Origin of the sequence: Rhizobium sp. BIGb0125 (genome assembly GCF_024810055.1) — a bacterium.
Lineage (GTDB): Bacteria > Pseudomonadota > Alphaproteobacteria > Rhizobiales > Rhizobiaceae > Agrobacterium.
Window position 1 is genome coordinate 739,955 of record NZ_JANUDV010000001.1, and the last position, 20,036, is coordinate 759,990.

The 20,036-nt window shown below is 55.4% G+C and carries 18 protein-coding genes and 1 other RNA gene; 12 read left to right on the top strand and 7 right to left on the bottom strand.

What is annotated here, in order from left to right; genetic code table 11:
* The first annotated feature begins 57 nt into the window (after positions 1-57).
* Positions 58-1,071 carry a metalloregulator ArsR/SmtB family transcription factor gene (locus tag M2418_RS03330; protein WP_192488493.1) on the top strand — a complete coding sequence of 338 codons (1,014 nt, stop codon included), beginning with the start codon at positions 58-60 and terminating at the stop codon, positions 1,069-1,071.
* Positions 1,072-1,073: 2 nt separating this feature from the next.
* Complete coding sequence (gene metF, locus M2418_RS03335) at positions 1,074-1,967, top strand: methylenetetrahydrofolate reductase [NAD(P)H] (RefSeq protein WP_259144152.1); 894 nt, start codon at positions 1,074-1,076, stop codon at positions 1,965-1,967.
* A gap of 500 nt (positions 1,968-2,467) precedes the next feature.
* Here metF and M2418_RS03340 read toward each other — a convergent pair whose 3' ends face one another.
* The 7 genes from M2418_RS03340 to M2418_RS03370 all read right to left on the bottom strand — a co-directional run bounded on the left by M2418_RS03340 (position 2,468) and on the right by M2418_RS03370 (position 10,138).
* Positions 2,468-3,688, bottom strand: a complete 1,221-nt coding sequence (locus M2418_RS03340; protein ID WP_259144885.1) for a lytic murein transglycosylase — start codon at positions 3,686-3,688, stop codon at positions 2,468-2,470.
* A 145-nt stretch (positions 3,689-3,833) separates the two neighbouring features.
* Positions 3,834-4,619 carry a glycoside hydrolase family 25 protein gene (locus tag M2418_RS03345; RefSeq protein ID WP_259144154.1) on the bottom strand — a complete coding sequence of 262 codons (786 nt, stop codon included), beginning with the start codon at positions 4,617-4,619 and terminating at the stop codon, positions 3,834-3,836.
* Between the two features lie 218 nt (positions 4,620-4,837).
* Positions 4,838-5,521 carry a class I SAM-dependent methyltransferase gene (locus M2418_RS03350; RefSeq protein WP_259144156.1) on the bottom strand — a complete coding sequence of 228 codons (684 nt, stop codon included), beginning with the start codon at positions 5,519-5,521 and terminating at the stop codon, positions 4,838-4,840.
* On the bottom strand, positions 5,518-6,768 hold the full coding sequence (locus M2418_RS03355; protein ID WP_259144158.1) for a DUF3419 family protein: 1,251 nt from the start codon (positions 6,766-6,768) through the stop codon (positions 5,518-5,520). Before M2418_RS03355 ends, M2418_RS03350 begins: the two co-directional genes overlap by 4 nt.
* 77 nt (positions 6,769-6,845) lie before the next feature.
* The gene (locus M2418_RS03360; RefSeq protein ID WP_259144166.1) at positions 6,846-7,895 is read right to left on the bottom strand and encodes a lytic transglycosylase domain-containing protein; all 1,050 of its coding nucleotides are present in this window, start codon (positions 7,893-7,895) and stop codon (positions 6,846-6,848) included.
* A 113-nt stretch (positions 7,896-8,008) separates the two neighbouring features.
* On the bottom strand, positions 8,009-8,644 hold the full coding sequence (locus tag M2418_RS03365; protein WP_250981887.1) for a LysE family translocator: 636 nt from the start codon (positions 8,642-8,644) through the stop codon (positions 8,009-8,011).
* A gap of 282 nt (positions 8,645-8,926) precedes the next feature.
* Positions 8,927-10,138, bottom strand: a complete 1,212-nt coding sequence (locus tag M2418_RS03370) for a pyrophosphate--fructose-6-phosphate 1-phosphotransferase (protein WP_192488499.1) — start codon at positions 10,136-10,138, stop codon at positions 8,927-8,929.
* A 341-nt stretch (positions 10,139-10,479) separates the two neighbouring features.
* Between M2418_RS03370 and M2418_RS03375 the strand changes: the two genes are divergently transcribed.
* The 10 genes from M2418_RS03375 (at position 10,480) to M2418_RS03420 (ending at position 19,979) form a co-directional block, all read left to right on the top strand.
* Positions 10,480-11,220 (top strand): DnaJ family molecular chaperone, encoded by a 741-nt coding sequence (locus tag M2418_RS03375; RefSeq protein ID WP_250982385.1) that lies wholly within the window; start codon positions 10,480-10,482, stop codon positions 11,218-11,220.
* Entirely contained in the window at positions 11,217-11,984 is a 768-nt protein-coding gene (locus M2418_RS03380) for an N-acetylmuramoyl-L-alanine amidase (RefSeq protein ID WP_259144167.1), read from the top strand. Before M2418_RS03375 ends, M2418_RS03380 begins: the two co-directional genes overlap by 4 nt.
* 248 nt (positions 11,985-12,232) lie before the next feature.
* Positions 12,233-12,772, top strand: a complete 540-nt coding sequence (locus M2418_RS03385; RefSeq protein WP_259144169.1) for a lytic transglycosylase domain-containing protein — start codon at positions 12,233-12,235, stop codon at positions 12,770-12,772.
* Between the two features lie 135 nt (positions 12,773-12,907).
* Complete coding sequence (locus tag M2418_RS03390) at positions 12,908-14,095, top strand: FAD-binding oxidoreductase (protein WP_259144177.1); 1,188 nt, start codon at positions 12,908-12,910, stop codon at positions 14,093-14,095.
* A gap of 81 nt (positions 14,096-14,176) precedes the next feature.
* The gene (locus tag M2418_RS03395; RefSeq protein ID WP_259144185.1) at positions 14,177-15,373 is read left to right on the top strand and encodes an FAD-dependent oxidoreductase; all 1,197 of its coding nucleotides are present in this window, start codon (positions 14,177-14,179) and stop codon (positions 15,371-15,373) included.
* A 94-nt stretch (positions 15,374-15,467) separates the two neighbouring features.
* Positions 15,468-15,864, top strand: an RNA gene (rnpB, locus tag M2418_RS03400) — RNase P RNA component class A.
* 405 nt (positions 15,865-16,269) lie between these two features.
* Positions 16,270-16,710, top strand: a complete 441-nt coding sequence (gene mraZ, locus M2418_RS03405) for a division/cell wall cluster transcriptional repressor MraZ (protein ID WP_192488504.1) — start codon at positions 16,270-16,272, stop codon at positions 16,708-16,710.
* A gap of 14 nt (positions 16,711-16,724) precedes the next feature.
* Entirely contained in the window at positions 16,725-17,750 is a 1,026-nt protein-coding gene (gene rsmH, locus M2418_RS03410) for a 16S rRNA (cytosine(1402)-N(4))-methyltransferase RsmH (protein ID WP_259144196.1), read from the top strand.
* A gap of 1 nt (position 17,751) precedes the next feature.
* A complete protein-coding gene (locus M2418_RS03415) occupies positions 17,752-18,240 on the top strand; it encodes a hypothetical protein (RefSeq protein WP_192488506.1) in 489 nt (162 codons plus the stop codon).
* Positions 18,240-19,979, top strand: a complete 1,740-nt coding sequence (locus M2418_RS03420; RefSeq protein ID WP_259144204.1) for a penicillin-binding protein 2 — start codon at positions 18,240-18,242, stop codon at positions 19,977-19,979. The genes M2418_RS03415 and M2418_RS03420 overlap by 1 nt, the downstream gene beginning before the upstream one ends.
* Positions 19,980-20,036 lie beyond the last annotated feature (57 nt).

A 20,036-nucleotide genomic window follows, 5' to 3' on the forward strand; every position in this document is an offset into this window, starting at 1 on the left:
TTATCAAATCACATAAAGATATCTTTATGTCTTGATTGGGTCTTGGCGAGGCGTGTTGTGCAGTTTGAATTGAACAATCTTGTGGATTTGTTGAAGGCGGCAGGTGAGCCGACGCGGTTGCGTCTGCTGGCTTTGTTGTCGGCTGGCGATCTGACTGTCACCGATCTTACCGAAATTCTCGGTCAATCCCAACCACGTGTGTCCCGACATCTGAAGCTTTTGACGGAAGAAGATCTAATCGACCGTTATCAGGAAGGTGCATGGGCTTATTTCCGTCTGAAACAGGATGGAAACGCCGCCTCACTGGTACGCCAGTTGCTGGACGCAACTGCCAAGGATGATGCCGTTTTACTGCGTGATAGCGAACGTCTGGCCGATGTGAAACGGGTCCGCTCTGAGCGCGCGCAGGATTATTTCAGCCGAAATGCGGCCGCCTGGGACGAATTGCGCAAGCTGCATGTCAGCGACGAATTGATCGAAGAGCAGCTTCTTGGCCTGATTGGCACGACGCCTATCGACTCGATGCTTGATCTTGGCACCGGCACCGGCCGTATCCTGCAGTTGCTCAGCGGTGTCTACCGCCGTGCGATTGGCGTGGATGCCAGCCGTGACATGCTTGCCGTGGCGCGGTCCAATCTCGACAAGTCGGGCATTAGCAATGCGTCCGTCCGGCACGGCGATATTTTCAACCTGCCGCTTGAAGGTCAGGATTTCGATCTGATCGTTATCCATCAGGTTTTGCATTTCCTGGATGAGCCTGACCGGGCCATTGCCGAAGCTGCGCGTTTGTTGCGCCCCGGTGGCCGTCTGGTCATCATCGATCTGGCACCGCATTCATTTGATTATCTGCGGGAAGACCATGCCCATGTGCGGCTCGGATTTTCTCACCAAACGCTTGAGGACTGGCTGAAGAAGTCTGAACTCGAGCTCCTTAAGGCGGTTGATCTGCGCTCCGGCAAAGCCGGCAGCCAGTCACTGGATGTTACAATCTGGATTGCAAAGGACCAACGTTTGCTGATTGCAAACGAGGCAGCAGCATCCACTCCGTTTGTTGCCTCGGGGAGGGCATGACAATGGCCACGACAGAACAAAATCGCGCCAATGGCCATATTCATCTGTCCTTTGAATTCTTTCCGCCGAAGTCGCCGGAAATGGACAAACAATTGTGGGAGACGGTGACCGAGCTTTCGCGCTGGAACCCGGACTTCGTGTCGGTGACCTATGGCGCTGGTGGCACGACCAAGGCACCGACGCTTGAGGCTGTGCGACGGATGATTGGCGATGCCAAGCTGCATACGGCAGCGCATCTGACCTGCGTTGATGCCAGCCGGGAGGACGTGCATAAGGTTGTGGACGAATTTCGTGCTGCCGGTGTACGCCATTTCGTGGCGCTGCGTGGTGATCCGTCAACCGGTATCGGCACGGCATATAAGCCGCACCCGGACGGTTATGCCAATGCATCGGAACTGGTGAAGGGGCTGCGCGAGATCAGCGATTTCGAAATCTCTGTGTCCGCCTATCCGGAAAAACACCCTGAGAGCACCGACGAAGCGGCTGACATCGACATGCTGAAGCGCAAGTTCGACAATGGCGCAACGCGTGCCCTAACGCAGTTCTTTTTCGATAACGACGTCTATGAGCGTTACATGGAGCGTGTAACGGCTGCTGGCATCACTATTCCCGTGGTGCCGGGCATCATGCCGATCCAGAACCTAACGCAGCTCAAGCGTTTTGCTGGTCGTTGCGGCACAAGCGTACCTTCATTCCTGGATACTCGCTTCGAAGGTCTGGATGACAACCCGACAGACCGGGCCAAGGTGGCCGCCGATGTGGCCGCTGAGCAGATCGAGGATTTGCAGCGTCGCGGCTTCAACGAGTTTCATCTCTACACGATGAACCGTGCGCCACTGGTCAATGCGGTTCTGGAAAATCTCGGCCTGTCCCGTGAGCGACGCTCGGCAGCCTGAACCGACTTAAATTCTCACAAATACGGAAAAAGCGCAGATCCTCCCGAATCTGCGCTTTTAAATTTTTTTAAGTCATCAACTGTTTTGGATGCTTGATCGAGCCTTGAAGTCCTCGTCAGATAAAGAGCATTGCTCCGACGAACACAAACGCCATACCGACTACCAAGGCATTAAGAGAGTTCGTGAGTCCCATGGTCTGCCTCCTTCTGTTGACTGGAGGATAATATGACCGTTTTGTGTCGCTTGAAAAGCGTATTTTATGCCGCAGCGCAGTGCATTTGTTCGGTTTTTAGGAATGGATTTCCTCAATCCATTGAAAATCAAATAATATTTCAATATTAGAAATTAATTGTTTTATTGAGAAAAAGTAAATCCAGGCCGCTTATCCCCAGTCGTTTTGTCGAGATTAGGACATAATCCTTAAGCGGGATGGTAAATGCGGCCCCAGATTCGAACAGGGGCCGCTTGGTTCAATCGGTGCCAAATGTGGCAGTTTTGCCTTAAAGCGCGTCGAGAAGCTCGCGGGTAGGCCAACCATCGGCTGCCATACCAAGACGCTTCTGCTCGCGCTGGACGGCAACACGGGTCCCTGAACCGAGAATGCCGTCGATCTTGCCAACGTCATGTGTCATGTTGTCGAGCTTGGTTTGCAGCTCCCGCATCGCCGCGTCATCCAGACCCTGATCGGGGTTACCCTTGTTGTAAACAGGTGCGCCCATCAGACGTGTGGCGAAATAGGCCGCAGACGTCGTGTAGATGAAGGACTGGTTCCACTCCAGATACACATTGAAGTTAGGGTAGGTGATGAAGGTCGGGCCTTTGCGACCCTGTGGCAGCACCAGTGCGGCCGGCAGGTTTGCGAAATTCTTATTGCCGTCACGCGGGGTCACGCCGAGCGCAAACCACTCGCCAGCCGTCAAAGGACCACCGAGGCCGGATTTTTCCCAAGGCAGGTTTTCCGGAACGCTGACTTCCTGGATCCACGGCTCGCCCTTGCGGAAGCCAAGGCTCTGGATGAACTTCGCGGCCGTCAGAATGGCGTCTGGAGCGCTGGTCTTGACGTTGATGTGGTTGTCACCGTCACCGTCGACACCAAAGGCGATAATGTCCTTGGGCAGCATCTGTACCTGGCCGATTTCGCCAGCCCACGCACCGGTGTTGGTGGCAGGGTCGAGATCGCCATGCTGCACCATCTCAATCAGGGCAAGCAGCTGCGGACGGAACAGTTCCGGACGGCGGCAGTCATGCGACAGGGTCACAAGTGCGTTGCGTGTGTTGAAATCACCCTGAACGGCACCGAAATCGGTTTCCATGGCCCAGAAGGCGGCGATGACGCCAGCTGGAACACCAAATTCCTGCTCGGCACGCTGGAAGGTGCTGGAAAGCTGCTGAATCTTCTTGCGGCCAATATCAAGGCGAGCCTGGCTGACGGTGCGCTGCGAGAACTCAAGGAAGGTCTGTTTGAAAACGCCCTGGGCGCGGTCTCTCGAGAGAACCTTCTGGTCAATCTCCGCGCCTGCCAGAGCCTTGTCGATGGCGTCAGCCGGGATGCCCTTTGCCAATGCGTCTGTTTTTACACCCTGCAGGAAAGCTGAAAGATCACCGCCGCAAGCTGCGGCCTGTGCGGGTGCCTGTGTTGTTGTCTGCGCCTGCGCAAAAACAGTACCGGAAGTCAGAAGGCAGGTGGCAGCGACGAGAACCGCGCTGCGGACGGATGGCATGAACATCGTGTGGTTCCTTGGTAATGAAGTTTTCCTGCTTTCGACAAGCTTTGTGACGAAAGCATGAGGCCTGGTATAAAAACACCCCAAAACCGGGCTGAACATCCGGTTTGATGGCTGCTTCGTTAACAAAGGCCTTTCAGCATTACTTGCTAGCGGTTGTAACCCAGCTTTTCCAGTTCTTTTCGCTGCCCGAGAACACGTTGATATCCGTCGGTCCGGTCACGCCGGGCACAACGCCGGTTGCGGTATATTGCCAGAACGCCCAGCGGCGATCCTCATAGATCTTGGCTGGATGAGCAGCCACCGAGCGAACCCAGAAATGGTAGTCCTTGAACTGGCCAACCAGATTGTCACGATGGAAGTCCACCGAGGTGTAGATGATCGGACGTTTGCCGTAGTGTTTCTCGAGACGGTCGAGGAAGCGCTGCATCTCGGCGCGCACGACCATCGGGGCAGGGCGCGTCTTGCAGGTCGGGGAAGACGGGTTCCACTCGACATCAAGAACCGGCGGCAGGGTTACGGCTTCCTTCGGCACGTTCTGGATGAACCAGTCGGCCTGCGCATCCGCCGTCGAGCAGAAATAGTAGAAATGGTAGGGTGCATGCAGAATGTCCGCTTTCGCGGCGAGGCGCCAGTGGTCATTGAATTTCGGGTCGATGCGGTCGGAACCTTCGGTGGCCTTGATAAAGACGAAGGAGACGCCTGACTTGCGCACTTGCTGCCAATCGACTTCGCCGTTCCACTTGGACACATCGATGCCATGGATATCATGGCGGTGCGGATTGTTGACGCCAAAGTCCTGCGGATCGGTGTCCTGAAAGCGTGGTTTGGCAACGGATGCCGTTTCCAGCAGGTCATAGCTGGCGGAAGTGCAGCCACTGACCAGCATCAATGTGGAAAGAACCACCGGTAAAAGCCGTCGCCCCATGTCTGTCTCGTCTAAAAAAGGAAATCTACCCCCACACCACCTCGGTTTCGAAGCAGTTCGGATATTCTTAATTCAGCATATCGTGGTAAACAACCGGTTATGACAAGGGGCAAAACACTGTTTTGCTTGGTATTCAAGCAAGGCTTTGCAGCGAGATGTCATCATCCCCGGTTTTTAACCGAGGATGATGCTGGATGTGAGGGGGCCGATTGTGCCGTTTATCCCTGCTGGACTTTGGTAATCACGGCCCGCCAGGCGTAGCCACCGCCAATAGTTTCAAAGCGCAAGGTGGCGTTATGCTGCGTGAGGCGCTGCTCGAGAACATCTCGCAGATCAACTCTCGGCGTGACATGAAAGCGGGTAAGCCACCCCCGCAACAGGCGCCTGAACAGTAAGGGCAGTTTTTCCTGCTGGCCGAAATCGATGATATGCAGGCTGCCTGCCGGTGCCAGTGCTGACAATGACGCATCGATTGCGCCGTGCCAGTCGGGGATCATCGACAGCGCATAGGAAATCATGATCCGGTCAAAACCGCCATCCTGTCCGAAATCGGCAGCGTCAAAGGCCGTGGCATCGGCCACTTTGAAAACCGGTTTTGTCGATTCAGATCTGAAGTTTGCAGCGGCTGTTTCAAGCATCTGTGCAGAGATATCCAGACCGAACAAACGGGCGGTAGGAAACATCTTGCGGGTCAGCAGCAGATTGCGACCTGTGCCGCAACCGACTTCCAGCATGGTGCCGTAAGCTGGGATATTCAGGCCAGCAATGGTGCCATCGCGTCCGAGCAGGTAATATTTGCGGCTCAGGTCGTAAATGTACCGCTGGTAGCGGTACATATCATCCATCAGGCCGGCGTGGTCATTGCTATCAAGGGACTGAAACCCTTTGCTTTGACCACTCATGCCGAGGTCTTTTCGTAGATGTGGAAGCCGCCGTAAATTGCCGAACGATCCTTGCGGTTCAGTTCGTGCGACCGTTCTTCCAAATAGACCCAATTGTTGCGGACTTCCGGCGACAGGCGGCCTTCGATGACGCTTTTTTCCGCAGCGGTACGGAAGATGACGCGTGCGCCCTGGGCAGCGGTGCGGGTCATCTGGCTCCACAGATCGTTGAGCTGTGTGTCGTTCATCCAGTCCTGCGCATCTAGGAGTACGTAGCGGTCGAGGCTGGCGGCCTGTTTGCCAGCCAAAAGCTCCGTGAAGGTTGCGTGGTGTACCGAAACCTTGAGCGCGTTGTTACGAATGGCTTCGTAATATTCCGGCTTCAGGTAGGCTGGCAGATCGCCTTCATGCGGCTCTGGATACCGGCGAGCAAATGCCTGCCAGGCGAAGTAATTATCCTTCAAGGGGAAGTCGCAAGCCAGCTTTTCAAGGCGGGCACGCAGAACCGGGGTGATGGTGTTGCCATCCGAGAGGCTTGCCAGTTCGTCATACTGACGTGGCGGAATGCCAAGGCCAAACAGCGAGCTTTTGCGTTTGGTGAGCCAGCGGATCATTGGCTTGTCAAACAGCGGTGCTACCTTCTCATCAAAGAAGCGGCGCTGCTCATCCATGGTGCGGGCGTGGGTCATCTCGGTCAATTTGACGCCGTGCAGGCGGGCAATGACGTGACCTGCGCCGATAAAGCGGCCGAGCAGGCCGGTGCGGTAGATATTGCGATTGAATACCGAAATACGCCGACGGCCGGTCATCGTGCGCTTGGACCAATAGGCGCGGGTCTGGTGGTCGAGGTGAGGGGCGATGAAGCGGTCATAGCCTTCACTGTTGCTGCGGATGTTGGACTGGCCGAACTGGCGAACAACATCTCCGTGGCCGGGCAGGTGATGGAAAGCGGTCAGCTTGAGCTTGTTGAGGGCGATGTGATGCGGATTGAGATCGACGACATCAATGCTTTCAGGATTACGCGAGAGGTATGCCAGTACATTGCAGCCACCGGAGCCGATGGTGACAATGCGGTGCCCGTCCCGCAATTCCATGGCTTCCATGTCGACTTCCGGATCTTCCCATATTTGCGGGTAAACCAGACCGGAAAACAGCACGCCGAACAGACGCTCGGAAAAGCCATCCGTAGAAAGTGTCTTGTGCTGGAGAAGGGCATTCTTCAGCTTTCCATTGTTACGAAAGCTGGTTTTGTGTGTGGCGCTCGTCATATGATTCCACCTCTACATTGGGTTAGAGGCGTTTATCTCTGATACGCTACAGTTTGATGACGTGCTGTGGATAGCGCCTATTTGCGCAGGACGTGCAACATGCCCTTACGCTTGGCATCGTAGTAGTAACCACGTGCATAAAGACGTACGGCATTGTCACGGTCGTTGTCAGCCACCAGCCATGCGCCGCGCAGATATTTGACGGCATATTTCAGGTTGGTCTCTGCATCGAACAGACCGGACGCAGGGCCATCAAAGCCCATGGAACGGGCGGTGGCGTGTTTGATCTGCATGAGGCCGTAATGTCCACGGTTGAAGGCGGACGGAACGTAACGGCTTTCGCGTTGTACGACGCGGTGCACCAGATCTTCTGGCACATCATACATCTGCGAATATTTGGAAATCAGCGTGCTGAGCTTTTCGCGTCCGACAGGAGAAGTTTCCATGCCTTCGCGGGTGTTGATGGCAGCGATGGCCGAGTTCTGCGGGGCGGAGGCATACGCCATCATCACGCCCTGCGGTTTTTGAGAGGGAACAGCTGTCTGCGCGGAAATGGCGGCCTGGGCGGCCTTGCCATCGTCAAACGGCTGCATGGCCATGGAAATGCGCATGGCTGCAGATTCGGATTGTTTGCTTGGGAACGAACCCTTTACGGCGGCAACCTGTGTGAAGGTGGCCGTGTTGCCTGCTGTGGCAACAGTATTTGCGGCTGCAGCAGGTGTGGCCTGTGCGGTTGCTGCCTGCTGTGCTGGCGGAGTGGTTGCCTGCGCCACCATTTGTGCTTCTGCCTGGCCATCGGTCGGCGCTTGGGCGGCTGCTGCGGCAATTTCTGCGGCTGGTGGAAGAACGAGTTTGCCGGCAGCATCAACGGCGACGCTTGCTGTCGCGGGTGCTGCTGCGGCCTGTGCAGCAACTTCTGTGCCTGCAACTACAGTTGCGGCGGCCGGTGCCGTGCCATCTGCAGCAGGCGCTGTCGTTGCCTGCGCCTGCAAGGTCGGCTGGGTGGTTTCAAGCTGCGGCTTGGAAGCAATTTCTACACTGGTGCAACCTGCCAAAGTGGCTGCGATACCAAAAGTGGTCGATATCAGGAGCGCCGTTCTCCGGCTTGCACTCAGGCGTTTTGTCATGTTGCCGCTCTCGTTTTGCCTGTCTTTCGACGCCCTCGTCGCGAACGAAGCAGGCCACTACATGTGACGTCCATTAACCTATTGTGAACCGGGCGGCAAGCAGGCCTGCAACGTCAGGCGGCAATGCGGCGGTATCCTGCTGTTACGGCGCGACCGCTGATGAAGTAGCTACGGCGTTGATAAGGCTTGCGTTTTTGGTTGCTCATCTGCCGCGCAAGTGACAGGCTCTTTTCGGCAAAAACAGCGTGTCCGAGGGCCAGAACAAGCGACATCAGAAGGGCCAGCGCCTGCATTTCTGCCAGCAAGGTAATGTTGTCTGCACCTGCTGTCACGAACTGCGGCAACAAGGCCAGAAAGACAGCGATGAAACGTGGTGTCAGCGCCAGGCAATAACAGTCGGTGAAAACACCGCTGGCTGTCTTGAAAGGAAGGTTGTCATTGTCGGCCTTGGCAAGCCGCACAGCCGGGCTGGCAAACACCCACAGCATGAACAGCAACAGCCAGCCAATCCCGGCCCATTGCACGATTTCCAGCAGGGATGCGGAGAGATAGGCAAAGCCGAGCGTCGGCACCGCGGCGGCCGTCATTGCGGTTACAATGCCAATCGATGCGCCTGTAATGGCCGGGAAAATGGTTTTTTTGCCTCTGATGGCACGATAGGATGCTACCCGGTGTGAAAGCGGCGAGGGAAGTGAAAACAAAATGGCGCAAGCTGCGGCAAATGTGATCCATAGCTCGGCGTTCATCATTTCGGCTCCCTTTCCTCCCAAAGCGCAACGGATCAGCAGATGGTCCGGGCGCGCCTTAAGTCTTTCTTATCGCATGTTCTTATCTCAAAACCGCTACACAGTTTTGTGTGCCATGCTTTAATTTAGCAAGATCAGAAGCATGATGCCATGCTCCTGACGTCTTGCAAGGGAATTTACCCTGAAAAAGCATCGGGTCGTCAATCAAAAAGAAATTTTCCTGACAAGCCGATGCATAAATTCAAATGGTTAGGGCACCTGCAGGTTGCAGGGCGCCCTTATGCGTCATGCTGACACAGCCTTCTGGCCGATGTGATCCATCACGTCGGTGAACCATTTTGCCGAGATATCGAAGTGCTTTCCACCCTTGATGCGCGGGAATTCGATGGTGCGCAGCTTGCCACCCTGTTCCTCGTCATGGCCGGTGACACCGGACACCTTGTTGAGCGCGCTTTCGACAGCAAGATCGACCATGCTCTGGATCAGGCGCAGGTCATCCTGATTGGCCGGGGCGGAGCGGGCATAATAACCAGACTTCTGAACCATCGAGCGTTCCGCGCCGATCAGCGATGCGAACTGCTTCTGGAACCAGCCGCCGACATTGATAGTATCGATCTTGACGTGGCCAAACGCGTCGCGCTTGACGCTTTCGCCAGCCGCTTCGCGTTCGGCAACGATGGTATCGAGGCCGGCACCTTCCGACACGAACAGCGTGACATAACCTGATTTGTCCATGATGGCACGCAGACGCTCAGATTCTGCCTCCAGGTCGAACGCCATTTCCGGCAGGAAAAGGCCGTCGATGTTCTTCATCGCGGCATTCATCATGAAGCCGTCGACATATTCATTGGCGCTGGTTTTCTGAATGTAGGAACGGGCGGTTGCGGCCGTCAGCCAACCGCAGTGGCGGCCCATGACTTCATGGATTACCAATGTGCGAGGTGCGGCACTCTGTTCATTGCTAACATTGTCAAAGAAGTTTGCGCCGACTTCGGCGGCTGTCCATGCGCCAAGCGACTGCTTGATTGGAACGACGTCATTGTCGACGGTCTTTGGAAGGCCAACCACAGTGAGGTTGTAACCGTTGGCGCCAAGATAGGCTGCGAGATCGGCGGCGGTGGTGTTGGTGTCATCACCACCAATGGTGTGGAGGATGGTGACGCCGTCATTGGCCAGACGTTCAGCCGCAACGCGCAACGGGTTTTCGCCTTCCTTGACGAGGCCGCGCTTCACACAGTCGGCAGCATTGGTCAGCTTGACGCGGCTGTTGCCGATTGGCGAGCCGCCATAACGGTGCAGCAGGTGCGCCTTTTCGCGCATGTCCTTGTTGATTTCGATACGGTCACCCAGAAGAACGCCCTGATAACCGGAGCGGTAGGCCACGATGTCGAGCTCCGGTGCGATGTCCGTGTATCTGCCAATCAGGCCGCCAACAGCGGAAGAGAGGCAGGGAGCAAGTCCACCGGCGGTCAGCATTGCGACTTTCTGTTTGGCCATAACGGCACTCCTTTTAGGTCATGAAAATCTGGTCTGTGGGCAAATGGATGCGACAGCAGGCCGCGGCTGTAAAGTGAATTTATCAAGAAAAACGGGTGTTTCGCCCGGTTTTTGGAGGCGATTGCGGCCAAGGGCAAATATAATCGTTTCAATTGATCACGGTGATGTGGCGCTATTTGGCGGGCTGTGGATAACCTTGTCCGTGCTGCGTCTTGTGGCAGGTTGCGCATGTGTGCCAGTTTCGATCATCACTTCCATCGCGACCAAAGATGAATAAAACTTAATACTGGCGGGTTGCTGTACACCTTGATTTTTCGCGCATTATCTGGTGAATCTGCATGATGATTATAGATTTCGCCTGTCTGCAACTTTCATCTCTGTGGGAACGGCTGCTCGGTGCAATCGGCGACGTGGCGGGAAATACGCTCGGTCGCGTGGTGGAAGCTATCCGCACGCTGTTTGAAGGCGACCCGGAAACCCGTCGTAAAGTATCATTTTCTGTGGCGATCATCGCGCTCTCTGCCAAGATGGCCAAGGCTGATGGTGTCGTCAATGATGCTGAGGTTAACGCCTTCAGGCAGATTTTCGATTTTCCGGAAGAAGAAGCTCAAAACGTTGCCCGTCTTTATAATCTCGCCCGTCAGGACGTGGCCGGTTATGAAGCCTATGCCGAGCGTCTGGCTGGCCTTTGCGGTTCGGGGCAGGACAATTGCCAGATGCTGGAAAGCGTCATCGACGGTCTTTTCCATATCGCCAAGGCGGATGGTCTGATCCATGAGCGCGAACTGGCATTCCTTGGCCGTATTGCGGAAATCTTCCACATTACCGAAGACCATTTCGAAACGATCATGGCCCGCCACGTTCATCTCGATGGTCGTGACCCTTACCGGGTACTTGGTGTTTCGCGTTCTGACGCATTTACTGAGATCCGCAAGCGTTACCGCAGTCTGGTGGCAGAACACCATCCTGACCGCTTGATTGCCCGTGGCGTGCCGATGGAGTTGCATGCCGCTGCCAATGAACGTATGGCTGCACTCAATGCCGCTTATGCGGCGATTGAGAAAGAACGCCGCGCTGCATGACTGCTTTTACACTGGATTACATGGGTGCGTCAGTCGCACCTTCGCCTAACCATGGCGAGCGGGTAGATAACTGTCCGCCTGATATGATCATTCTTCATTACACGGGTATGCCGAGCGCAGATGGTGCCTTGTCCTGGCTGTGCAATCCGGAAAGCGAAGTCTCCAGCCATTACTTTGTCCACGAAGACGGGCGTGTGATGCAGCTTGTGCCAGAGGCGCGCCGTGCATGGCATGCCGGCAAAAGTTTCTGGGCTGGCGCCACGGATATCAATTCACGCTCCATCGGCATTGAAATTGCCAATCCTGGCCACACCGGCGGATTGCCCGCGTTTCCTGCCGAACAGATCAAAGCGGTTGTCGAATTGTGCAGAGATTGTGGCGAGCGCTGGTCTATCGCGCCTGAAAGGGTGTTGGCGCACTCTGATATCGCACCGGTTCGCAAGGTTGACCCAGGCGAAAACTTCCCTTGGAAAGTCCTGCATGAAAACGGGGTCGGGCACTGGGTGGAGCCGGGTGCGGTAACTGGCGGACGTTTTTTCCAGCGCGGTGATGCTGGCCAACCGGTCGAGGCCCTGCAATCCATGCTGTCCTTCTACGGATACAATGTTGAAATTACAGGGTCTTTCTGTGAAAAAACAGAAGGTGTCGTTGCTGCATTCCAGCGCCATTTTCGTCCGCTGCGGGTGGATGGTATCGCCGATTTCTCGACAATCGACACGCTGCACAGGCTTTTAACAGAACTTCCAAAATACCGCTCTGTTTAAGTTTTTTTCAGTTGTTTTGTTCCTGAATTGGCGGCTTTGAAGATCAGTTTTTCCGAGTTGCCACAGTATATCCTTAATAGGCTGTTTAAACGTCACCATTGAACTGCGGTGGGACGCTCATTTAAGCAACTGTCGTGAATATCAACAAGTAAGACTTTTTTAGCCGGAGTATCCGTGATGGACTCCGCAAGGTGAGTTGTTGCGCTGTGGCGCCATTCCCGTCTTACGTCTGGAGAATTTTTCTAAATATGAAAAGAGTTGTTGTTGCCGGTGCAGCATGTATTGCCATGCTCGTTGCACAGGGTGGATCTGCGTTTGCCAGTGATGAGAAGGTGAAAACCAAAACCGTTACACTTGAAACCATGATCCGTAAGCCCGGTTATCCAATGCCGGAAAAGGCAGTTCCTTCGGCTCTTACCAATTCTTACTCTCCGATCATCGTCAAATACGCCAAGAAATATGGTGTGCCTGTTGGTCTTGCTCATGCTGTTGTCAGCGTCGAGAGCAAGTTCAATCCAAAGGCCCGCGGCAGTGCCGGTGAAGTTGGACTGATGCAGATTAAGCCGGCAACAGCGCGTATGCTTGGTTATCGCGGTACGGCAAAGGGCCTTTATGACCCTGAGACCAATATCCGCTGGGGTATGGAATATCTTGCGCGGGCACATCAGCTTGGCGGCGGCCAGACCTGCGGCACCATTTTGCGTTACAATGCAGGCCATGGCGCAAAACGCATGAACCCGGTTTCCAAGCGTTACTGTGGTAAGGTGCAGGCACTTCTGGAAGGCTGATTGTCCTTTCACGTTCGTGTCAATCAAACGGTTGTGTTCTTGCCGTTTGAGTTCACCTGTCTTGTACACATCATGTGTTGACAGGCGGACTGCCGGTCATGGTAGCTCTGTTTCCGGAATATGGAGCAGAATGCAGTGACGGACTTTAAATACATAATCATAGGTGCGGGCATGATGGGCGCAGCCGCAGCCCGCCACCTTTCTCAAGTGACCGATGGCATTGCGCTGATTGGTCCTGAAGAACCGGCAAACCGTAAAAACCATTCCGGTGTGTTTGCCAGCCATTATGATGAAGCCCGTATCACGCGCGGGTTCGATGGCGACCCGATTTGGGGAACGCTCGCGGTCCGATCACTTGCCCGGTATTCCGAAATCGAAGTGGCCAGCGGTATTTCCTTCTACAGTGAAGTCGGCTGCCTGTTCTCGGGCGAAGAACCAATCTCCGATACCGATTATGTGCGTCGTGCATTTGCCACAGCTTCGATGCTTGATCTTGATATTGAGACGGTCAAGCCGGACGCCATGCCGGCGCGTTTTCCGATGTTTACGCTGCCGCCAGCTCATAACGGATATTTCGAAGCGCAGAATGCCGGTTATGTGAACCCGCGCGCCTTGGTGAAGGCGCAGGTGACTGTCGCGCAAAAGCAGGGTGTTTCGCTGCTGCGGGACACGGCAATCCGCGTCAATGACATGTCTTCGCATGTGCTGGTCGAAACGGCCGATGGCAACAGCTATACGGCAGAAAAGGTGCTAGTGGCGGCCGGTGGTTTTACCAATATGGCCGATATCTTGCCGCGCCCGGTCGACATGGCGGCGACTGGCCGAACCATCGTGTTCTTTGAGCTTGATGAGGCAAAACAGGCGCTGTTCAAGAATATGCCGTCCACCATCGTGCTGGCCGATAATGACGACGATATCGTCTATATCCTGCCGCCGGTGCGCTACCCGGATGGCAAGGTCTATCTGAAGATCGGCGGCGAGGGGGAAAAGAGCGCGATTTCTTCGCTCAGTGATGCAGTCTCCTGGTTTCAGTCGGACGGAAATCTTGCAGAGGTCGACTATCTGACCAAACGTGCGCTTTCGTTGTTGCCTAATCTTGCTGGTGCGCCGGTCACATCCGGCTCCTGCGTCGCATCGATTACCAAAACCGGATATCCCTATATCGGTTACACGGAGGCACCCAATATCGCGGTGCTGACGGGTGGCAATTTTGTTGCGGCAAAATCCTCAGATGAAATTGGCAGGCTCGGTGCGCAGTTGTTATTTGACGGAGCGCTGCAGGAGCGTGAATTCGCCGCGGCAATGGCGCCGGTTTTCGTCTGACTTTGATTCAGCGGATCGCTAGAACGTATTGATCCTGAAGCCAAAAAGCGCGACGCATATTTAAAATAATTAGGGAACAGCATGTCAGCACATTTCAAGCATATCGTCATTGGTCGCGGCATGATGGGGTCTGCCGCTGCCAAATATCTGGCACGGCAGACCGACGGCGTTGCGGTGATTGGTCCCGATGAGCCTCAGGACGCCAAGACCCATCAGGGCGTGTTTGCCAGTCACTATGATGAAGCGCGCATAACCCGTACCATTGATCCCGATGCCGATTGGGCGTTGATGGCAAATCGCTCCATCGCCCGTTACGGCGACATTGCACGGGAAAGCGGTGTTGAATTTTACGCCCCTGTTGGATGCCTCGTCGTTGGTCCGAAGCGTGGCGGCAGCAATCCATTTATCCAGAATATCTGCAATGCCGCTGCCAAATTGAATGTCGAAACGCAGCTGTTGAGCAATGACGCTCTGGCAAAGGACTTTTCCTATTTCGCCTTTGAAGCGGGTTGCGAGGGGGTGTTTGAGGCCCAAAATGCCGGATACGTCAATCCTCGCGCGCTGGTGAAGGCGCAGAGCGCTTTGGCGGAAAAGGCTGGCGCTACCGTTTTGCGCGAAGTGGCTGTTTCTGTTCGTGACGAAGGCGGTGTTGCGGTGGTGACAACGGCCGAAGGCAATGAATACCGCGCTGATAATGTGCTGGTGGCTGCCGGTGGGTTCTCGATCATGGAAGGTCTGCTGCCGCAGCCTGTGAAGCTCAATGTCTACAAAAGAACGGTGACGTTTTTTGAAATTCCCGAAGACGAACTGGATGCTTATTCCGGCATGCCATCGCTGATTTATGAGCCGAGCGATCCGTCAAAGCACATCTATATGTTACCGCCGGTGCGTTATCCCGACGGCAAGGTTTACCTCAAAATAGGCGGTGACCCTGACGATAAGCTGGTTTCCGGTGATGCCGACATGCGTGAGTGGTTCCGTTCTGGCGGGCGACAGGTTGCGCAGGATCATCTGACGGCAATTGTTGCGAGCCTTGTGCCATCAGTTGATTTGTCACGTGTTTCAACAGGTGCCTGCGTGGTGTCGAAAACGCCGGGTGGGTATCCGGCAATTGGCTTTACGTCGTCCCCCCGTATTGCCGTGCTGACGGGTGGGTGTGGAACGGCCGCCAAGAGCTCGGACGAGATCGGGCGGCTGGGTGCGACCTTGGTACGTGAGGGGCAGATTGATGATGCTGCCTATGTCACGGACTTTAAACCCGCCTTTGCAACGATGTGATGCTAACCGGCGACGTCAAGTGATTGCCGGTTTTACAGCCTTTTCGTGTTTTTCACTGTGGCTTTCCTGCCGAAAGCCGTTTAAGGAGCCGATGCCAGTTGGCCGGGCAGCCGCGCTTTACCAATGTCGAAAGACGGTAAGGTGAGGAAAGTCCGGGCTCCACGGAAACACGGTGCCGGATAACGTCCGGCGGGGGCGACCCCAGGGAAAGTGCCACAGAGAGCAAACCGCCACGCATGCGTGGTAAGGGTGAAAGGGTGGGGTAAGAGCCCACCGCGCGACTGGTAACAGAAGCGGCAAGGTAAACCCCACCGGGAGCAAGACCGAATAGGGATGACGCGGGGCGCGCAAGCGCCTACAGCCGGTTTTCGGGCCAGTCATCCGGGTGGGTTGCGAGAGGCGGTGTGCAAACATCGTCCCAGATGAATGGCTGCCACGTTCCGGGTCAAACCGGTGCCATACAAAACCCGGCTTATAGGCCAACTGGCGATTTTCCTCCTGATGAGGGCCTTTGCGGATTTGATTCCGCTTTTCCTGTTATTGCACTGAAATGTATGAATAAATCGTGGTTTATGGCTCGATTTTGTGCGCCGTTTCGGTTGCGCTTTCGTAAGCCGCATAAACCATTCATTAAACTTAACGGTCTATGAATATACGATGCGGAAGACGGTATTGTGCTGGCTTCTCCCATTGACGCCCATAGTGTCCCATGGTATCCCAAATGCACATCGCAAAGGGTCGTGTTTCTGGCCCGCAATCGCTGAAATCTTCGGAAGGCCTCCTTGGGGCTGCTGTGGAACATGCTGTTCTAACGGCTGGCGTGTTGTCGTGTGTATCGGTGTGGCCTGCGGGGCGGTTGGTCCGTCTTTCGGGTGGTGTTTTAAACGAGACGGGCAATGAACCGCTTTCTGTCGAACGTCACGAACAAGATCGATACAAAGGGACGGGTCTCCGTTCCCTCGGCATTTCGTTCCGTTCTGGCCGTGCGCGGTGTTCAAGAATTGTATTGTCTGCAGGATTTCGCGTTTCCGGCGATCAGTGTCGGTGGGCCGGATTTGTTGGATCGTTACGAACGGCAAATCTCGGCGATGGATGCTTTTTCGCCAGAGGCCAACATGATGTCGTTGCTGGTTCACGGCGGCGGCGTTTTTATGAAGCTCGATTCCGAAGGGCGGCTTATGGTGACGGATTTCATCCGGGAGTTTACCGGGATTTCCTCCGAGGTCACATTCGTCGGTCGAGCAGACCATTTTCAGCTTTGGCAACCGGATGCTTTTCAGGAAGCGCAGGTGGCCGCAAGATCCGGGCGCAGTTTTGCGGTAACGCGTCCGGTTTGATACGGGGAAACAAGATGACAGTGAATTCCGACGAAGGCATTGATGATGCCGGTGGCGAAACCGTTCGTCATATTCCTGTTTTGTTGAAGGAAGTGCTGGTCGCTCTCGATCCGCAACCCGGCAAGATTATTCTCGATGGTACATTCGGGGCAGGCGGCTACACCCAAGCGATTATAGACCAAGGCGCAGAGGTGATCGCACTTGATCGCGATCCAAATGCCATTGCTGCCGGTCAGGCAAAAGTTGCAGCCAATGGCGGACGCCTCACTCTTATTCAGTCACGGTTTTCAGACCTTGCTCACCATGCTCCGGAAGGTGGTCTTGACGGCGTGGTTCTGGATATCGGCGTGTCTTCCATGCAGATCGATGAGGCCGACCGTGGTTTCTCCTTTCAGAAAAACGGCCCACTCGACATGCGTATGTCATCGTCAGGCGTATCAGCTGCTGACGTGGTCAATCGCTGCAAGCCAGGTGATCTGGCGCGTATCTTCGGTTTTCTCGGAGAGGAAAAGCAGGCGGGTCGCATTGCGCGCGCCATCGAAAAGAAGCGTGCCGAAGAACCTTTCCGCACCACGCGCGATCTGGCCGGGCTGATTGAAATTGTTACCCCGCGCAAGGCCAAGGACAAGATCCATCCTGCCACGCGGGTGTTTCAGGCGCTGCGTGTATTTGTCAATGATGAGTTGGGCGAACTGGCCTCGGCGCTGTTTGCTGCCGAACGGGCGTTGAAACCCGGTGGTCGACTGGTGGTGGTGACGTTCCATTCGCTGGAAGACCGTATCGTCAAGAAGTTCTTTGCCGATCGTTCCGGTCGTGCTTCCGGCTCCCGTCACATGCCGATGGTTGAAGAGAAGTCTCCAATATTTGATGCGCTGGGCAAGCCGATGGTTGCAGCCACCGAAGAAGAAGCCGCATTGAACCCACGTGCCCGTTCCGCAAAGCTGCGAGCCGGTGTGCGCACCGCAGCCAAGGCGCCAAAGGCGGATGTCTCGATATTCGAGTTGCCCGATCTGGCCAGCCTCGAAAAACTGGGAGGCTGACATGCTGCGTACTTTTGATCTCGTTCTGGTCGGCGTCATGATTTCCGCAGCGGTCGTTACCTATACGATCAAACATCGTGCGGATGAAAAGCTGGCCGAGGTTCGCAAGCTCGAAACCGAAATCAAGCTGGAGAAGGACACGATTGACCTTCTGCGCGCTGACTGGGCCTTGCTGACGCAGCCAAATCGTCTGCACCGTCTTGTGACGGTTTATGGTGACGAGTTGAAACTGGTGCCGACATTGTCGACCCAGCTTGCGCAGCCGAGTGAACTGCCGATGTTGCGCTCGCAGTTGCCGCAGCCGCCAGAGCCGGAAGGCATGAGTGTCGAGGATGCGATTGCCTCGGCGACTGCCGGTTCCAACGATACCAAACTTGCTTCGCGTGGCGCGACAACCGGCGGGCTGGCCTCGAAGGGCATTCCCGTTCCGCAGCCGCGTGCTTCCGTGCTTGGTGTAGATACAACGACAACAGGATCGGTGAACCGCTGATGTCATTTCTTTCCCGTATCATGGTTCACAAAAGCCGGGCGCATTACTCCGTATCAACTGGAGGTGTGACCGATCATGCTGCCTTTGAAGGCGCACGCAAAAAACGAGCAGGGCAGGCCAAAAGCCGCGTTGGTATCATCGCGCTGAGCTTTACGGCCTTTTATTGTGTTATCGGTGGACGTCTGGTGCAGTACGGCATGGAAAAGCCGGAAATCGTCTCCAGCATTGCACCAGCCGACCGGCTGATGGCATCGCGTCCTGACCTTTTGGACCGTAACGGCGAAGTGCTAGCAACCGACATCAGGACCGTTTCGCTGTTTGCCGAACCGCACCGTATTGTTGATGTCGATGAAGCCATTGAAAAGCTGAGAACGGTTCTGCCTGATCTCGATGCGCGCGGCACCTATCAGAAGCTATCTTCTAATTCGCGCTTCCAGTGGCTGCGCCGTCAGCTGACCCCAAAGCAGCAGAGCCAGATTTTGGCACTCGGTATTCCCGGCATCGGTTTCCGTCCTGAAAAGCGCCGCTTCTATCCGGGTGGAGCAACGGCCTCGCACATTGTCGGACACGTCAATATCGACAACCGTGGTGTTGCCGGCATGGAGCGTTACGTCGACAGCCAGGGTCTGGCTGATCTGACAGCGCTTGGCATGACGACCGACCAGCCGCTTGAGCCGGTCAAACTGTCCATCGATTTGCGCGTCCAGGCAATCCTGCGCGAAGTCATTTACAGCTGGATCGCAAAAACCGAAGCAATTGGTGCCGGTGCCGTGGTGCTGGATGTCCATACCGGCGAAGTTCTCGGCATGGCATCCGCCCCGGATTATGATCCGAACAATCCGGCTGAAGGCGCCAAGGAAGGTTGGCTGAACCGCATGTCGAACGGTACGTTCGAAATGGGTTCGACATTTAAATCCTTCACTACAGCCATGGCGCTGGACACCGGCAAGGTGCGGATTACCGACAGCTTTGATGCGTCGGCGCCGATCCGTATCGGTGGCTTCACCATCAAGGACTTCCACGGCAAGGGACGTGTTCTCTCGGTACCTGAGATTTTCCAGTATTCGTCCAACATCGGCACGGCCAAGATGGCTGACGTTGTGGGTATTCAGGGCCATAAGGACTTCCTGACCAAGCTTGGTCTGTTGACGCGCATGAAGACGGAATTGCCTGAGGTGGCGATGCCAACCCAGCCGCGTGAATGGAAGAAGATCAACTCGATCACGATTTCCTTCGGTCACGGCGTGTCGACAACGCCGTTGCAGACGGCAGTTGCCGGTGCTGCACTGGTCAATGGCGGCAAGCTGATCGAGCCAACATTCCTGCCAAGAAGCCGCGCTGATGCGGATGCCGTGGCAACGCAGGTTATTCAGCCATCGACCAGCAAGGACATGCGCTTCCTGTTTGACTGGAATGGCACGAAGGGTTCCGGCCGCAATGCGCGTGTCGACGGTTTTGACGTGGGCGGTAAGACCGGTACGGCCGACAAGGTCGTCAATGGCCGTTACGCGCATGACAAGAACTTCAACGCGTTCCTTGCGGCATTCCCGATCAGCGATCCGCAATATGTGGTGCTGACATTTATTGATGAACCAAAGACAGACAAGGGCAACGGGGCGGCGCTTGCCGGTAACACTGCGGCACCAATGGTCAAAGAGATCATCAGCCGTTCTGCAGCCATACTCGGTGTGAAACCAAAGTTCGGTGAGGATGGCTCGGCCTTGCTCGTGTCTTATTGATTGTTAGAGCTTACTATAAACCGACGATTCGAGTCGGGGGACAAGACGGAAAACAGT

Coding starts and splice junctions, on each gene's coding strand:
- M2418_RS03345 (WP_259144154.1), bottom strand. CDS start 4,619: ATGGGGCGACGGCTTTTACCGGTGGTTCTTTCCACATTGATGCTGGTC.
- M2418_RS03420 (WP_259144204.1), top strand. CDS start 18,240: ATGTCATTTCTTTCCCGTATCATGGTTCACAAAAGCCGGGCGCATTAC.
- M2418_RS03375 (WP_250982385.1), top strand. CDS start 10,480: ATGATTATAGATTTCGCCTGTCTGCAACTTTCATCTCTGTGGGAACGG.
- M2418_RS03385 (WP_259144169.1), top strand. CDS start 12,233: ATGAAAAGAGTTGTTGTTGCCGGTGCAGCATGTATTGCCATGCTCGTT.
- M2418_RS03340 (WP_259144885.1), bottom strand. CDS start 3,688: ATGCCATCCGTCCGCAGCGCGGTTCTCGTCGCTGCCACCTGCCTTCTG.
- M2418_RS03350 (WP_259144156.1), bottom strand. CDS start 5,521: ATGAGTGGTCAAAGCAAAGGGTTTCAGTCCCTTGATAGCAATGACCAC.
- M2418_RS03380 (WP_259144167.1), top strand. CDS start 11,217: ATGACTGCTTTTACACTGGATTACATGGGTGCGTCAGTCGCACCTTCG.
- M2418_RS03355 (WP_259144158.1), bottom strand. CDS start 6,768: ATGACGAGCGCCACACACAAAACCAGCTTTCGTAACAATGGAAAGCTG.
- metF (WP_259144152.1), top strand. CDS start 1,074: ATGGCCACGACAGAACAAAATCGCGCCAATGGCCATATTCATCTGTCC.
- M2418_RS03370 (WP_192488499.1), bottom strand. CDS start 10,138: ATGGCCAAACAGAAAGTCGCAATGCTGACCGCCGGTGGACTTGCTCCC.
- mraZ (WP_192488504.1), top strand. CDS start 16,270: ATGAACCGCTTTCTGTCGAACGTCACGAACAAGATCGATACAAAGGGA.
- rsmH (WP_259144196.1), top strand. CDS start 16,725: ATGACAGTGAATTCCGACGAAGGCATTGATGATGCCGGTGGCGAAACC.
- M2418_RS03415 (WP_192488506.1), top strand. CDS start 17,752: ATGCTGCGTACTTTTGATCTCGTTCTGGTCGGCGTCATGATTTCCGCA.
- M2418_RS03365 (WP_250981887.1), bottom strand. CDS start 8,644: ATGATGAACGCCGAGCTATGGATCACATTTGCCGCAGCTTGCGCCATT.
- M2418_RS03360 (WP_259144166.1), bottom strand. CDS start 7,895: ATGACAAAACGCCTGAGTGCAAGCCGGAGAACGGCGCTCCTGATATCG.
- M2418_RS03395 (WP_259144185.1), top strand. CDS start 14,177: ATGTCAGCACATTTCAAGCATATCGTCATTGGTCGCGGCATGATGGGG.